Here is a 13,973-nt window from a genome sequence, read left to right on the forward strand (position 1 = left end):
GAATGGGATGGTTATCATATTCTTCCGGAGATGTTGCGGCATTTGCATAACATTTGTTTTCGTGACAATACTGACACTGCATAGTAGATTGTTTATTCATAAGAAACACGACCTTTCCATCAATATAAATTTTAATTTAAAAAAAGAATGTAAATTCATTATGACATGTGCTGAAAAAATAGTAAATAGATACGACATATGTATACATGATTCACGAAATGTATACAATATATAAAATTATTGCTGGTTTTTATCGAAATGTGTATACGTTTTGTGAATCATGTTACTACGGCGTTTTTATTCGCTGTAAAAATCGAAAGGTGATAGTTTGCTGCATGGGCTTGCCAGCACTTTTTTCGACAGAAAACGTTTACGTATTTTTCTTGCTTTGCAGGATTTGTGGATTATTTGGTGTATATAAATACAATATACGACTGAAATCAGACGTAGCAGGATGAATTAATAAAATCTAAGGGGTGTTTTTTTATGCAAATTTCTCGTAGTTCGTTTGGTAAGACCAAAGATGGACAGGAAGTTACCTGCTTCCACTTGGAAAACAGCAAAGGCGCTTATGTAAATATTTTGGATTATGGTGCAACGATTCAATCCATTGTGGTTCCTGACCACACAGGAAAATTGGTTGATGTATGTCTCGGTTATGACTCTGCGGCTGAGTATGAGGACAATGGCGGGCATTTAGGCGGTTCTATCGGTCGTTATGGCAATCGTATTGGCAAAGCAGAATTTATCCTTAACGGCAAAACATATAAATTAGCAAAAAATAATAATCAAAACCATTTGCATGGTGGCCCGACTGGCTTTGATCGCCGAATTTGGCAGTATGAAATCGTAACAGACGGTGTCGTTTTTAAACGTGTTTCACCAGATGGTGAAGAACATTATCCAGGCACATTGACGGTAGCCGTTAAATATTCATTTGATGACGATAACTTATTGACACTCGATTATCAGGCTGATACAGATCAGGACACTGTGGTGAATCTTACCAACCATACTTACTTCAATTTAAATGGAGCAGACAGCGGTACAATGCTAAATCAGTTCTTGCAATTGCATAGTGATAAAATTACCGAAATGGACCATGAATCGATTACCACCGGTAAATATCTGCCTGTAGAAAACACTCCATTTGATTTTCGGCAGCCAAAAAAAATTGGTGCTGAAATTGATGATGATACGAATGAGCAGATTCGTTTCGGTAAGGGCTATGATCACAATTTTGTTTTGACAGAAAGCAAAGGTCTCAATGAATTTTCCGTTGCTTATGCCACGGAAAGTGGTATCCAAATGACGTCTCAAACGACGATGCCAGGCGTACAGTTTTATAGTGGTAATTTTTTAAATGGTATGCTTGGTAAAAATGACATGGCTTACCAACGCCGCAGTGGTTTTTGTTTGGAAACACAATATTTTCCAAATTCCTTAGCCTTACCGCAGTTTCCGTCGCCTGTTCTCAAAAAGGGTCAGCACTATCATCATGTAACAACATATGGTTTTTCAATTCGTTAAGACCAATCGATGCAGGGAGAAAGCATGTGGAAAATATGCTTTCTGTTTTCCTGTGATGTGGGTCATTAGGGTGGGAAACGTTTACGGAAACATATTGACAGATATTATTGCAGGTAGTAAAGTAATACATATATAGTAAAAATTAATTTTTGTATAGACACTTGGAACAATTGGACTTGCTGACTAAATTCATGCGTTCCTTATATTTTATTAATAATGGTAAACGTTTACTGTTGTGGCTGTTTTTTTATGAATAATAGAATTGCTTTATATGGTTTTTTAAATAGTTACATAAAAATAGAAAGGAATATATAATATTTACCGGAAAAACAGCTTCTTTTTTGTTTTACGACAAAGAAAACAGCTTTTAGATATACTAAAAATATAAGCGGAGGCGAATTACAATGGATATTGTAAAAAACATGCAGGCTGAATTTAAAAAAATTTTTGGTGACCAGGCAACAAGTACCTTTTTTTCTCCAGGACGTGTTAATTTAATTGGTGAACATACCGATTATAATGGAGGGAATGTTTTTCCTTGTGCTATTTCACTTGGTACCTATGCGGTCGCTGCCAAGCGCACGGATAAAAAAATGCGTTTGTATTCGATGAATATACCAGAAAAAGGTGTTATTGAATTTGAAATTGCATCCTTGAGTTATGATAAAAAATATGACTGGGCAAATTATCCAATGGGTGTCATCCAAATATTACAGAATCATGGTTTTGAAATTGCTACAGGGTTCGATATTTTATTTTATGGTACATTGCCAAATGGTGCCGGTCTTTCCTCTTCCGCTTCATTAGAAGTACTGACTGGAGTTATCTTAAATGAATTTTTGAATTTGAAAATCGATCGGGTCGATTTGGTGAAAATGAGCCAGGAAGCTGAAAATAAATTCGTGGGTGTAAACTGTGGAATTATGGATCAATTTGCTGTAGGCATGGGTAAAAAAAATCATGCGATTTTGCTCGATTGCAACACATTGGTCTATCGATATAGTAAAATAGAACTTAATGGGTATAGCATTGTTATAGCCAATACCAATAAAAGACATAGTCTTGGTGATTCAAAATACAATGAACGCCGCGGTGAATGTGAAGCCGCACTGGCGCAGCTGCAAACTGTAAAATCCATGAAGGCCTTGGGCGAACTTACGGATGCACAGTTCGATGAACTTTCCAAGGCTATTTCGAATCCAATCCAACGTAAGCGTGCCCATCATGCCGTTTATGAAAACCAGAGAACATTAGAAGCGGTCGCAGCATTAGAAAATAAAGACCTGGTTAAATTTGGTCAATTAATGAATGCTTCGCATGTATCTTTGCGAGATGATTATGAAGTTACGGGTATCGAACTTGATACATTAGCTGAACTTGCCTGGAAGCAAGAAGGCGTTTTGGGTTCACGTATGACCGGTGGTGGCTTTGGCGGTTGTACCGTAAGTATTGTTAAAGATGAATGCATTGCTGCCTTTGAAAAAAATATCGCAGCAGAATACACAGCAAAAATTGGTTATGCCCCAGATTTTTATGTAGCAAATATTTCGGACGGTGCAGGTTTGATAAAATAGGAGGAATATAAAATGGCAATATTAGTATGTGGTGGTGCAGGGTATGTTGGTTCACACGCTGTACATGAATTGATTCAACAAAATGAAGACGTTGTGATTGTCGATAATTTACAGACAGGACATAAACAGGCGATTCATCCGCAAGCAAAATTTTATCAGGGTGATATTCGTGATGCGGTAATACTTGATAAGATTTTTACGGAAAACAAAATTGATGCGATCATTCATTTTGCGGCTAATTCACTCGTTGGTGAAAGTATGGTTGAACCATTGAAATATTTCAATAACAATGTGTATGGCATGCAGGTTTTACTCGAAAGCATGGTTAAATACAAAATTGACAAGATTGTTTTCTCTTCTACAGCGGCTGTTTATGGCGAACCAAAACGAGTGCCAATTATGGAAGATGATGAAACAAAACCAACAAACCCATATGGTGAAACAAAATTAACGATGGAAAAAATGATGAAATGGGTCAATAAAGCCAATGGTATCAACTATGTATCGTTGCGTTACTTTAATGTAGCGGGAGCACTCGATGATGGTTCCATCGGCGAAGACCATACACCGGAAACACATTTGATTCCGCTTATTTTACAGGTTCCACTCAAAAAAAGAGAGCATATCACAATTTTTGGTGAAGACTATCCAACGGAAGATGGTACTTGTCTGCGTGATTACATTCACGTCATTGATTTGGCGGATGCCCATATCCGTGCGATGAATTATCTACGAAGTGGCAAAGAAAGCAATATTTTCAATCTGGGTAACGGCAAAGGCTTTTCAGTCAAAGAAATGATCGCTGCTGCCGAAAAGGCTACGGGTGAATCCATCAAAGTTGAAGTCGGCGCTCGTAGAGCTGGAGATCCAGCGCAGCTTATCGCCTCCAGCGAAAAAGCACAGACAATTTTGGGTTGGAAACCTCGCTATACAAATATTGAACAAATTATCAAAACGGCATGGACCTTTCATAAAAAACATCCAAACGGTTACGACGAATAGAAAACAGAGTTCATCGGCTTGGGGATAGAGGGAAGAAGATTATGATTAATTACGAAATAAATCGTTTAGTGAATTTTGCCCTGCAGCAGGGGCTGTTAGTTGTCGAAGATAAAATTTATGCGGCCAATCTTTTACTGGCAGAATTACAGCTGGCAGAATTTACTGAAGAAACAGTCGAAGAAACACTGGAAACACCAACACCAATTCTCGAAAAGATTCTTGAGTATGCAGTAAAAAATGGTTTCATCGAAAACACAACTACGGAACGCGACTTGTTTGACACGCGGATCATGAACTGTTTGATGCCGCGTCCATCCGAAGTCATTGCACAGTTTAAAAAGCAATATGAGCTTTCGCCAGCGGCAGCAACGGATTTCTATTATAAGTTTAATATTGCATCAAACTATATTCGTAAAACACGCATTGATAAAAATATCGCATGGAAGACACAAACGGAATATGGTGACTTGGATATTACGATCAATCTGTCCAAACCAGAAAAAGATCCGCGTGACATTGCGAAAGCTAAACTAGTCAAATCTTCATCGTATCCACAATGTCTTCTCTGCAAAGAAAATGAAGGGTTTGCGGGACATATCAATCACCCGGCGCGCCAAACTCATCGCATTATTCCAATGCAATTGCAGAAAAAAGCCTGGTTTTTGCAATACTCGCCCTACACCTATTATAATGAGCATTGTATTATCCTAAATAGTGAACATATACCGATGAAAATATCGCGCATAACTTTTGCGAATTTAGTAGATTTTCTTGACTTGTTTCCGCACTATTTTGCTGGGTCGAATGCTGATTTGCCGATTGTAGGTGGTTCCATCTTATCACATGACCATTATCAAGGCGGTCGTTATACATTTGCGATGGACAAAGCCCTTGTGGAACAAGAATATAAAATACCAGGCTTTGAAAAAGTTTCGGTTGGTCGTGTGAAATGGCCAATGTCTGTTTTGCGTCTGCATTCAAACGATGCGCAGCAGATCGTTGATCTTGCTGTAAAAATACTGGATTTATGGCGTGGCTATAGCGATGCAGATGCTGCTATTTTGGCTGAAAGTGATGGCGAAAAACATAATACGATCACGCCAATTGCCCGCAAACGTGATGGCGCTTATGAATTTGATTTAGTTCTTCGTAATAATCGGACAAGCAAAGAACATCCAATGGGTATTTTTCATCCACATGCCGAAGTACATCATATCAAAAAGGAAAATATCGGTCTCATTGAAGTGCTTGGGTTGGCTATTTTGCCAGCTCGCCTAAAAGAAGAACTAGAACTTCTACGTACGGAACTCTTAAAGGGAAGTCCGGATGTTTCCAATATAGAATCCATAAAAAAACATGCAGATTGGTATCAGGCTTTGCGGCTTAAATATCCTCAATTTACGGAAACAACAATTGATGATATACTCAAAACAGAAATTGGTCTTAAATTTATGCAAGTTTTGACACATGCTGGTGTATTTAAACGAGACAATCATGGGATCAAAGCATTTGATGCTTTTGTTCAAATTGTAAAAAAATAGAATGATAAAGAAGAGTAGGATACGAAAATGAAAGCAACGATTATTGATGTAGCAGCAAAAGCAAGTGTTTCTGTGGCGACCGTATCACGGGTCGTCAATGGGAACTACCCTGTGAAGGAAGAAACTAGGCAACGCGTTATGAGGGCAATTGAAGAACTGCGCTATGTGCCAAATATCCAGGCGCGGGAACTTAATATGCAAAAATCAACGACAATTGGTGTCGTTGTGCCAAGTCTTTATAATATGTTTTTTGCCGAAGTTATCAACGGGATCGAAGATTATTTGAGCCGAGATTCTTATTCACTGCTCTTATCGTGTGCTAAAAACAACCCGAAACAGGAAGCTAAGTGCATCAATGATTTTATTTCTCGGAATGTATCGGGAATTATCGTCATTAGTCCGAATACGGAAAATATTGAAACCAATTTTTATGAACAGCTGGTACAGCATCAGTCGATTGTCTTTATCAACAGTTATGCGAAATTACCGAATATATCCTATGTATCGAATGATGAAGATATGGGTTCCAGAATGGCTTTGCAATATTTACTCGATTACGGGCATAAAAAAATCTTGTTCTTGCGGGGCATTAATAGTGATTCTTATCAGATTAAAGAAGATGCCTATATCGAGATCATGAAGAAAAAAGGTTTGTACAATCCAGCTTATATTGTGAATGTCGGCGAGGGAAATGGTACGGAAACCGTTGATAATAGCATGTATAAACTTATGGATATGATGCTCAACTTGGATGCAACAGCTATATTTACGTGCAATGACCTCATGGCAGTGGGAGCAGTTAATGCCTGTAAAAAAATGGGGCTTCAAATTCCACGGGACATGTCGATTATTGGTTACGATAATATTTCACTCAGTCACGTTATCGAGCCAAAACTCACGACAATGGACCAAAATATGTTTGCTCTCGGTACCAATGCGGCGGAACTTCTGATTGAAAAAATTCAAACTGGAAAAAATAAAAAAGTAGTTCTCGATAACATCTTAATTGAACGAGATACAACCGGACCTTGTTTACGATAATGAGAAATTGCACCTCTGCACAGTTTTCTTTGTACAGAGGTGAATTTGTTTAGAGAAAAATGGTAATTTATCTTGAAATCGAAACGGGTTTGTGTTAGACTAGTTAAGTCAGTGTACCGCATATGCGGGCGTAGCTCAATGGTAGAGCGCTTGCTTCCCAAGCAAGACACGAGGGTCCGATTCCCTTCGCCCGCTCCAAAAATGTTTATAATAAGGATCAGATAGCTTTCGAGCTGTTTGGTTCTTTTTTGTTATATATTTCTTTGGATCGATAATAAAAATTGTTTGAATTACTAAACCCTTATTTTTTATTAACCCAAATTTGGTTAATTAAAAGAGATTTTGAAAGGCAAGAAATCTTATACAAAATACCTGTTTCCCTTAATATTTGAGAAAACAGGTATTTTTTTATTGACTTATAAATTAATATATCGTAATATATGAATATAATGATTTATAAGAGGGAAGCGTGATGGTATGGATAATGATTTCAATAAATACAATGAGGTTGCTGAAATGTTGAAAATATTGGCTCACCCGGTTCGATTATGTATCGTGAAGGGTTTGCTGGAAAATGGAGGCTGCAATGTCTCGCATATGCAAGAGTGTTTAGGTGCTCCGCAGTCTACGATTTCACAACATTTGCAAAAATTACGCAGTGCTGGTATTGTTACAGGTTCTCGTAATGGTTTAGAAATAAAATACACGGTAAGCGATGAACGGGTAAAAGTATTATTGCCCATCTTGTTCAGCAAAATCTGATCTTATGGAGTGAAGTATTTCAAACAGAGCTTGTATTAAAAAACGATTGATAAAGTTTCAACATAAAAGAAAATATTAGGAGGTAGTAAGTATGAAAAAATATATTATTGTTGGTGGTGTAGCCGGTGGTGCTACGGCAGCGGCTCGCCTTAGAAGACTTGATGAATCAGCGAAAATTATATTATTTGAACGCGGTGAGTATGTATCTTTTGCAAATTGTGGTTTGCCATATTATATTGGCGATACAATTAAAGATCGTGATCGCTTACTGGTACAAACACCGGAGAAGTTAAATGGACGCTTTAATATTGACGTTAGAGTACGCAGCGAAGTGACAAAAATTGATACAAAGGCTAAGCAAGTGACAGTACAGTCGATTGATCGTGGTGTTTATGAAGAAACATATGATGCGTTGATTTTGGCACCGGGTGCGCAGCCATTAAGCCCGCCTATTCCAGGTATTGACAGTCCGAAAATTGTTAGCTTGCGAAATATCCCTGATGCCGATGAACTTAGACGTTTTGCCGATGACGGTTTACACCGTGCTGCTGTAATTGGTGGTGGTTTTATTGGAATTGAGATGGCAGAAAATTTACGTCAGCGTGGTTTAGACGTTACAATCATTGAAGCCGCACCACATATTTTAGCTTTGTTTGATACCGACATGGTGAAAATTGTCGAAAAAGAACTCGTGGAAAAAGGTATTAAATTAATTTTGGCCGATGGTGTTAAGAAATTTAAGGACAATGGAAATACGGTAGATGTCAGCCTTAGCAGCGGCAAGGAAATTCAAGCCGATTTTGTCGTTTTAGCAATTGGTGTTCGTCCTGATACCCAGTTTCTGCAAAATAGTGGAATAAAACTTGGTGCTCGTGGCCATATTGTAGTTAATGAACATCTTCAAACAAATGCTGAAGATGTCTACGCTGTCGGGGATGCTGTTGAAATCGTCGATTTTGTGAGTGGCGGAAAAACAGCTGTACCTTTAGCTGGTCCCGCGAATCGGCAGGGGAGAATTGCAGCTGACAATATCGTTGGCATTCCTAGTCAATACAAAGGGGTACAGGGAACTTCAATCTTGAAAGTCTTTGATCTTACTGCCGCATCGACAGGAAGCAATGAACGAAGCTTGCAAAAGCAGCAAATTCCATATAAGTCGGTTCAAATCCATCCTGAGTCGCATGCAGGTTATTATCCAGGTGCTAGGCAGATGACTTTGAAGCTGCTGTTTGATTCGGAAGGTCGGATTTTAGGAGCACAGGCCGTTGGTGCTGAAGGCGTTGATAAGCGTATCGATGTGATTGCCACAGTTTTACGTTTGGGTGGTACGATCTATGATCTAACAGAACTTGAACTAGCGTATGCACCGCCTTTTTCTTCTGCTAAAGATCCGGTTAATATGGCAGGTTATGCTGCGGAAAATGTTTTGTCTGGGCTAACGGATGTCATTGCCTATACTGATTTACCGGAGGCAATAGAAAAAGGGGTACGTCTGATTGATGTGAGAACGGATTTGGAATATGAAAATGGTCATTTGAGTGGTGCGGTGAATTTTCCTCTAGATGAACTGCGCAATCGCTTAATAGAACTTGACAAGACGGTACCGATGGTTGTTTATTGCAAAGTTGGTCTTCGTGGTTATATTGCGGAACGAATTTTAAAACAAAATGGATTTTTGGTTAAAAATCTGTTGGGTGGTTATACATCGGCATTGCAGCAAGATTTTACCATAGATGAAGTGGTGGCAGAGCCAGCGGTAACAACGAAATCGGAAGTGCTTGAAAAACAAATCCCTAATGTATTTGCTTTTGATGAAGAAATGGATCTTACTGGGCTGTCCTGCCCTGGTCCGTTGATGAAGTTAAAACTGAAATTTGATATGTTGCCAGCGGGAAAAATTGTGAAGGCAGTCGCTTCAGATGCTGGATTTTACAATGATAGTAAAGCCTGGTGTGATCGTACCCATAATCTTTTGCTGAAACGTGAACAAGACAAAGGTCAGGTGGCTGTATGGATACAAAAAGGTAGTATTAAAGCACAATCACAGCTTGCTGCCAACGATTTTCATTCGGTGAAAGATGACAAAACCATCGTCGTTTTCAGTGGTGATATGGATAAGGCTATTGCATCCTTTATCATTGCCAATGGAGCAGCTACCATGGATAAAAAAGTTACCATGTTTTTCACGTTTTGGGGTCTTAATATTTTGCGTAAACCAGAAAATGTATATGTTGAAAAAAGTTTCATTGATAAGATGTTTGGCTGGATGATGCCGCAGGGCAGCAAAAACTTACAACTGTCAAAAATGAATATGTTTGGTTTGGGAACAAAAATGATGCGTCAAGTGATGCAAAATAAAAATATAGATTCTTTGGAAAGTCTCATAAAGAGTGCTCAGGACAATGGGATTGAAATGATCGCTTGTCAGATGTCGATGGACGTTATGGGAATTAAGCAGGAAGAACTTATTGATGGTGTTCAAATTGGTGGCGTTGGTGCTTATCTCAGTGCGGCAGAAGATGCCAATGTAAATTTGTTTATTTAGTAAATTTTAGGAGTGGATAGAATGGCAGTTGCATACGATTACAAAAGAAAATTTTACGCAGGAAGTACTGAATGCAGAGAAAACAGTTCTCTTAGATTTTTGGGCTCCCTGGTGTGGACCTTGTAAAATGGTTTCACCAATTATTGATGAAATTGCTGGAGAAAATATTGGTAAAGTGAAAGTAGGCAAGGTGAATATTGATGAACAGGCAGCACTGGCGGAACAGTTTGCAGTAATGAGCATTCCGACGCTGTTGGTATTTGAAAACGGAAAAATGCAGACAAAATCGGTTGGTGCTATACCAAAAGAACACATTTTGGCATTGTTGAGTAAATAGAAACCTTTAGGAGTGAAGAAAATGGCAGTTGCATACGTAATTAAAGAAAATTGTCCGCAAAATCATGTATGCCCGGCAATGAAACATTGTCCAACACGGGCGATTATTCAAGCAGGATATCAAGCCCCGGAAATAATCGTAGAAAAATGTATTACTTGTGGAAAATGCGTTCAAATATGTCCTAAGGGAGCATTATCGATCAAGTAATACTTGGAATCGCGAAAATACAAAATCGCAAAAATGTGTATTATTATGTTTTTGAAATGTCATCCTATGGTATTGCCGAAGATACCGTAGGATGATGTTTTTATTTTCAAATAAAGAAACATACGTTATTCTTTTGCAAGGTATTTTCATCCTTAATGACTTGATTAAAATATAATAATATTTCGATTCTATCAGTTTTCTTTCATAAAATTAGATTATTATTAAATTGTGTTACTATAGAAATGAAAGAGGTTATTGTTAGTTATGAATAATACAAAACTTTGTTTAACTATAATTTTTAGTTAAGCAAAGTTTTTTTGTTGCTTTTCAAAAAGTACCAATAGTTTAAAAACCATATTATGATAATATAAAAAACAGGAGGAGCATTGTTTATGAAAAACGTTTTTCAAGCAAGGGTTTTGAGGATCTGTCTTGCTTGTTTTATTTTAGGATTTATATTTATCGGAATTGCTGTTGCTGAGCAAGGTTTGCAAAAAATAGAGGCAAACTTATATTCTTCATTGGATGACTTTAGCCGTAGTGAGGACACTCCATCTTATTTGAGCTTACATTATAGGCTTCGTAAATCGTATTTTTACATTGAACCGCATAAAGTTGATCCAATTGTTTTTTTAGGAGACAGTATGACGGATGAAGGCCATTGGCATCAATTGTTCCCACAGTTGAATTTAGTGAATCGGGGAATAGGTGGAGATACAACGACAGGAATACTGAATCGAATAGATCAAGTTACTGCACTAGATCCACCTACAATTTTTTTGATGATAGGAACGAATGATCTTTGTTTTAATCGCGCGATTCCAGATATTATAACGAATTACGATAAAATTCTTGGCATTTTACATCAAAGACTGCCTAATACTAAAATTTATGTAGAAAGTGTTTTACCTTTTAATAACCATATTTTCCCATCTGCATATTTAAGAACAAATGAAAATATAAAAATTCTTAATGTTGGCATAAAGCGCTTAGCGCAGGCATACAATGACCCATACATTGATTTGACAAAATATTTTTCGGATAAAGATGGACGATTACCTGCTGAATATACAGTGGATGGACTGCATTTAAATGAAAAAGGGTATGCAATTTGGCGGGATCAAATACAGAAATTTGAAGCCAATGAAAAAGTAGTAAATTTAAACAATAACAAACAGGCTGCTACGTAAAACAAAACAGCATAAGAACGAATGTATGTTATTAATGATAAGTATTTACTTATTCAAAAGATAAGATATAATAATTTTACTTATATATATCTAAGTTGTAAACTAAAATTGAAACAAAAAAGACTTGAGGATTGTTGATGATGAAAAATGAGTTTATTCAACGTATTCTGGTGTTCAGTGATGAGGTCGCATTTGTCATAAGATGTTATTGTGTTGTTAGTATGAGTGGACTCATTATGGGTTTTTATTTAGTTAAACTTAATTATCCAATGAGACTATTTATTTTAATCTTGTTTTAAAGGGGATTTACTTATTATGAAACATTTAAATATAAGAACTATAGCTCAGTTGATTATACTGGGAATAATAGCTGGTTTAACAGGAATTGTATTAATTATATTTATGCATACAATCCAACATTATGCTTTTGGTTATAACGGTTATGGGGAGGTTTCTTTTCGTGAAATCGTGGAATATGTATCAACGTGGCGACGGCTGTTTGTACTCATGATTTGTGGAATCATAGTTGGATTAGGATGGACCTGTATTCATCGATATGGTCAAACAATCATATCCGTTGAAATGGCTGTAAATATGCCGAATCATTCTATGCCTTTTATTACTACAATTTGTCATAGTTTACTACAAATTTTAACGATAGCACTAGGCTCTCCATTAGGTAGAGAAACAGCACCTAGAGAAATTAGTGCTGCTTTTGCTGCAAAGTTGATTTCCCTGTGGCATATTGATGAACAAAATAGTAGGCTCTTATTATCTTGTGCTGCTGGAGCCGGATTAGCTGCCGTATACAATATTCCTGTAGCTTCAGTTGTGTTTACATTGGAAACACTAATACGCGATTGGAGTTTTCGCTCGATTAGTGCCGCGATGTTAGCGTGTGGTACAGCTACCTGTGTTGTACGTTTAGGAATTGGTGACTCATTACAATATTCTCTGCCGCAAGCTGATTTCAATGAAACATTCATTATTTGGGCGGCTGTAGTTGGTCCCATAATTGCTATAAGTGTTATTCTTTTTGAAAAAAGTTTAAAATTTTCCCCGGTAGTTTATCAAAATAGTTTTAAAACAGTATTCATCGCTATTTTAGCTTTTACTGCTATCGGTTTTATGTCTATGTGGTATCCAGAAATTCTGGGGAATGGTAAAGCGGGAAATCAGCTAAGTTTTACGTATTCTATAGATTGGCAGTATGGAATTGGTTTATTTGGTACAAAATGGTTAGCGGTTGTTTTGGCTATTCTAGCTGGAGCCTCTGGAGGACGAATTACTCCGTCGATGATGCTTGGGGGTATGCTGGGGTTAATATTAGCGATCGTATGGAATGAATTTTTTCCAATCATTGCGCCAGGAATGGCTGCTTTTGTATGTGCAGCTACTTACCTGGGATTAGCACAGAAAATGCCGCTTACAGCAGCTATCTTATTATTGGAAATGTCACGTTTTTCACCAGAATATTTATTTCCAATTTGTGTTTGTTTGGCTACGTCTTTGCCAACGTTCATGTATTTACAAGAAAAGTATGACATATAACCTTATCAAAAAGAACGGTGCAAACTTAAATTAAAAATATTGTGTTAGTAAATAGTATATGGTAAAATATTGTGTACCAACCGGTAGGTAAAATGAAGGCGAGCGATAAATATATGCTAAATAAAAAATTACAAATTATAGAAGTTTCAGCAAAACTTATTCATTCGAAAGGTTATGAAAAAACATCCATTCAAGATATTTTACAAGCTGCGCAAATTGGCAAAGGGCAATTTTATTATTATTTCTCTTCGAAGCAAGATCTTGGTATAGCAGTTGTTGACTATTGCTTTGAAAAATGGAATCAACGAGTTATAAAAGATATTTTAGAATCGGAAGCTGATCCGAAGGCGAAAATCGAAAAAATGCTTGAATGTGCAATTGATGTTCATACGAAAAATGGTAGCAAGTGTGGCTGCTTTTTTGGAAATTTAGCAGTTGAACTCAGTGAACATAGTGAGATTTTTCGAGAAAAAACAAATAAAGTATTCGAAAGTTGGATCAGCCACTTGGAAATTGTATTGGATGAACTTATGCGAAAAGAAACGTTGCCGCTTTCATGTGATAGTCATACTTTAGCGCAATCCATTGTAGCAATGCTTGAAGGCGGAATTATGTTAATGAAAAACAGACAAGATATTGCTGCCTTAGTTATTGTTTCGAATGTAATTAAAAAAATGGTTTGTATCTAAATAT

At 37.1% G+C, this 13,973-nt stretch carries 12 protein-coding genes and 1 tRNA gene; all 13 read left to right on the plus strand.

Annotation, left to right across the window (positions count from 1 at the left end; all coding sequences use genetic code 11):
* The first annotated feature begins 486 nt into the window (after positions 1-486).
* The 13 genes from F606_RS0110050 (at position 487) to F606_RS0110115 (ending at position 13,969) form a co-directional block, all read left to right on the plus strand.
* Positions 487-1,530 carry an aldose epimerase family protein gene (locus F606_RS0110050; protein WP_019553754.1) on the plus strand — a complete coding sequence of 348 codons (1,044 nt, stop codon included), beginning with the start codon at positions 487-489 and terminating at the stop codon, positions 1,528-1,530.
* Positions 1,531-1,934: 404 nt separating this feature from the next.
* Positions 1,935-3,104 (plus strand): galactokinase, encoded by a 1,170-nt coding sequence (locus F606_RS0110055; protein ID WP_019553755.1) that lies wholly within the window; start codon positions 1,935-1,937, stop codon positions 3,102-3,104.
* A gap of 12 nt (positions 3,105-3,116) precedes the next feature.
* Positions 3,117-4,106 (plus strand): UDP-glucose 4-epimerase GalE, encoded by a 990-nt coding sequence (galE, locus tag F606_RS0110060; RefSeq protein WP_019553756.1) that lies wholly within the window; start codon positions 3,117-3,119, stop codon positions 4,104-4,106.
* 41 nt (positions 4,107-4,147) lie between these two features.
* Entirely contained in the window at positions 4,148-5,647 is a 1,500-nt protein-coding gene (galT, locus tag F606_RS0110065) for a UDP-glucose--hexose-1-phosphate uridylyltransferase (protein WP_019553757.1), read from the plus strand.
* A gap of 27 nt (positions 5,648-5,674) precedes the next feature.
* Positions 5,675-6,688, plus strand: coding sequence for a LacI family DNA-binding transcriptional regulator (locus F606_RS0110070; protein ID WP_019553758.1), 1,014 nt, complete (start codon positions 5,675-5,677; stop codon positions 6,686-6,688).
* Positions 6,689-6,812: 124 nt separating this feature from the next.
* Positions 6,813-6,886 (plus strand) — tRNA-Gly (locus F606_RS0110075).
* A gap of 279 nt (positions 6,887-7,165) precedes the next feature.
* Positions 7,166-7,450 carry an ArsR/SmtB family transcription factor gene (locus F606_RS0110080; protein WP_019553759.1) on the plus strand — a complete coding sequence of 95 codons (285 nt, stop codon included), beginning with the start codon at positions 7,166-7,168 and terminating at the stop codon, positions 7,448-7,450.
* Between the two features lie 91 nt (positions 7,451-7,541).
* Positions 7,542-9,995 (plus strand): DsrE/DsrF/DrsH-like family protein, encoded by a 2,454-nt coding sequence (locus F606_RS0110085; protein WP_019553760.1) that lies wholly within the window; start codon positions 7,542-7,544, stop codon positions 9,993-9,995.
* Positions 9,996-10,023: 28 nt separating this feature from the next.
* The gene (gene trxA / locus F606_RS0110090) at positions 10,024-10,332 is read left to right on the plus strand and encodes a thioredoxin (RefSeq protein WP_019553761.1); all 309 of its coding nucleotides are present in this window, start codon (positions 10,024-10,026) and stop codon (positions 10,330-10,332) included.
* Positions 10,333-10,353: 21 nt separating this feature from the next.
* Positions 10,354-10,539: a 4Fe-4S binding protein gene (locus F606_RS0110095; RefSeq protein WP_019553762.1), complete on the plus strand. Its 186-nt coding sequence runs from the start codon at positions 10,354-10,356 to the stop codon at positions 10,537-10,539.
* Positions 10,540-10,931: 392 nt separating this feature from the next.
* Positions 10,932-11,729: a GDSL-type esterase/lipase family protein gene (locus F606_RS20945; RefSeq protein WP_019553763.1), complete on the plus strand. Its 798-nt coding sequence runs from the start codon at positions 10,932-10,934 to the stop codon at positions 11,727-11,729.
* A 315-nt stretch (positions 11,730-12,044) separates the two neighbouring features.
* Positions 12,045-13,280: a chloride channel protein gene (locus F606_RS0110110; RefSeq protein WP_019553765.1), complete on the plus strand. Its 1,236-nt coding sequence runs from the start codon at positions 12,045-12,047 to the stop codon at positions 13,278-13,280.
* A 92-nt stretch (positions 13,281-13,372) separates the two neighbouring features.
* Entirely contained in the window at positions 13,373-13,969 is a 597-nt protein-coding gene (locus tag F606_RS0110115) for a TetR/AcrR family transcriptional regulator (protein ID WP_211210057.1), read from the plus strand.
* Positions 13,970-13,973 lie beyond the last annotated feature (4 nt).

Source organism: Propionispira raffinosivorans DSM 20765 (assembly GCF_000381065.1).
Lineage (GTDB): Bacteria > Bacillota > Negativicutes > Selenomonadales > Selenomonadaceae > Propionispira > Propionispira raffinosivorans.

Coding starts and splice junctions, on each gene's coding strand:
- F606_RS0110050 (WP_019553754.1), top strand. CDS start 487: ATGCAAATTTCTCGTAGTTCGTTTGGTAAGACCAAAGATGGACAGGAA.
- F606_RS0110055 (WP_019553755.1), top strand. CDS start 1,935: ATGGATATTGTAAAAAACATGCAGGCTGAATTTAAAAAAATTTTTGGT.
- galE (WP_019553756.1), top strand. CDS start 3,117: ATGGCAATATTAGTATGTGGTGGTGCAGGGTATGTTGGTTCACACGCT.
- galT (WP_019553757.1), top strand. CDS start 4,148: ATGATTAATTACGAAATAAATCGTTTAGTGAATTTTGCCCTGCAGCAG.
- F606_RS0110070 (WP_019553758.1), top strand. CDS start 5,675: ATGAAAGCAACGATTATTGATGTAGCAGCAAAAGCAAGTGTTTCTGTG.
- F606_RS0110080 (WP_019553759.1), top strand. CDS start 7,166: ATGGATAATGATTTCAATAAATACAATGAGGTTGCTGAAATGTTGAAA.
- F606_RS0110085 (WP_019553760.1), top strand. CDS start 7,542: ATGAAAAAATATATTATTGTTGGTGGTGTAGCCGGTGGTGCTACGGCA.
- F606_RS0110095 (WP_019553762.1), top strand. CDS start 10,354: ATGGCAGTTGCATACGTAATTAAAGAAAATTGTCCGCAAAATCATGTA.
- F606_RS20945 (WP_019553763.1), top strand. CDS start 10,932: ATGAAAAACGTTTTTCAAGCAAGGGTTTTGAGGATCTGTCTTGCTTGT.
- F606_RS0110110 (WP_019553765.1), top strand. CDS start 12,045: ATGAAACATTTAAATATAAGAACTATAGCTCAGTTGATTATACTGGGA.
- F606_RS0110115 (WP_211210057.1), top strand. CDS start 13,373: ATGAAGGCGAGCGATAAATATATGCTAAATAAAAAATTACAAATTATA.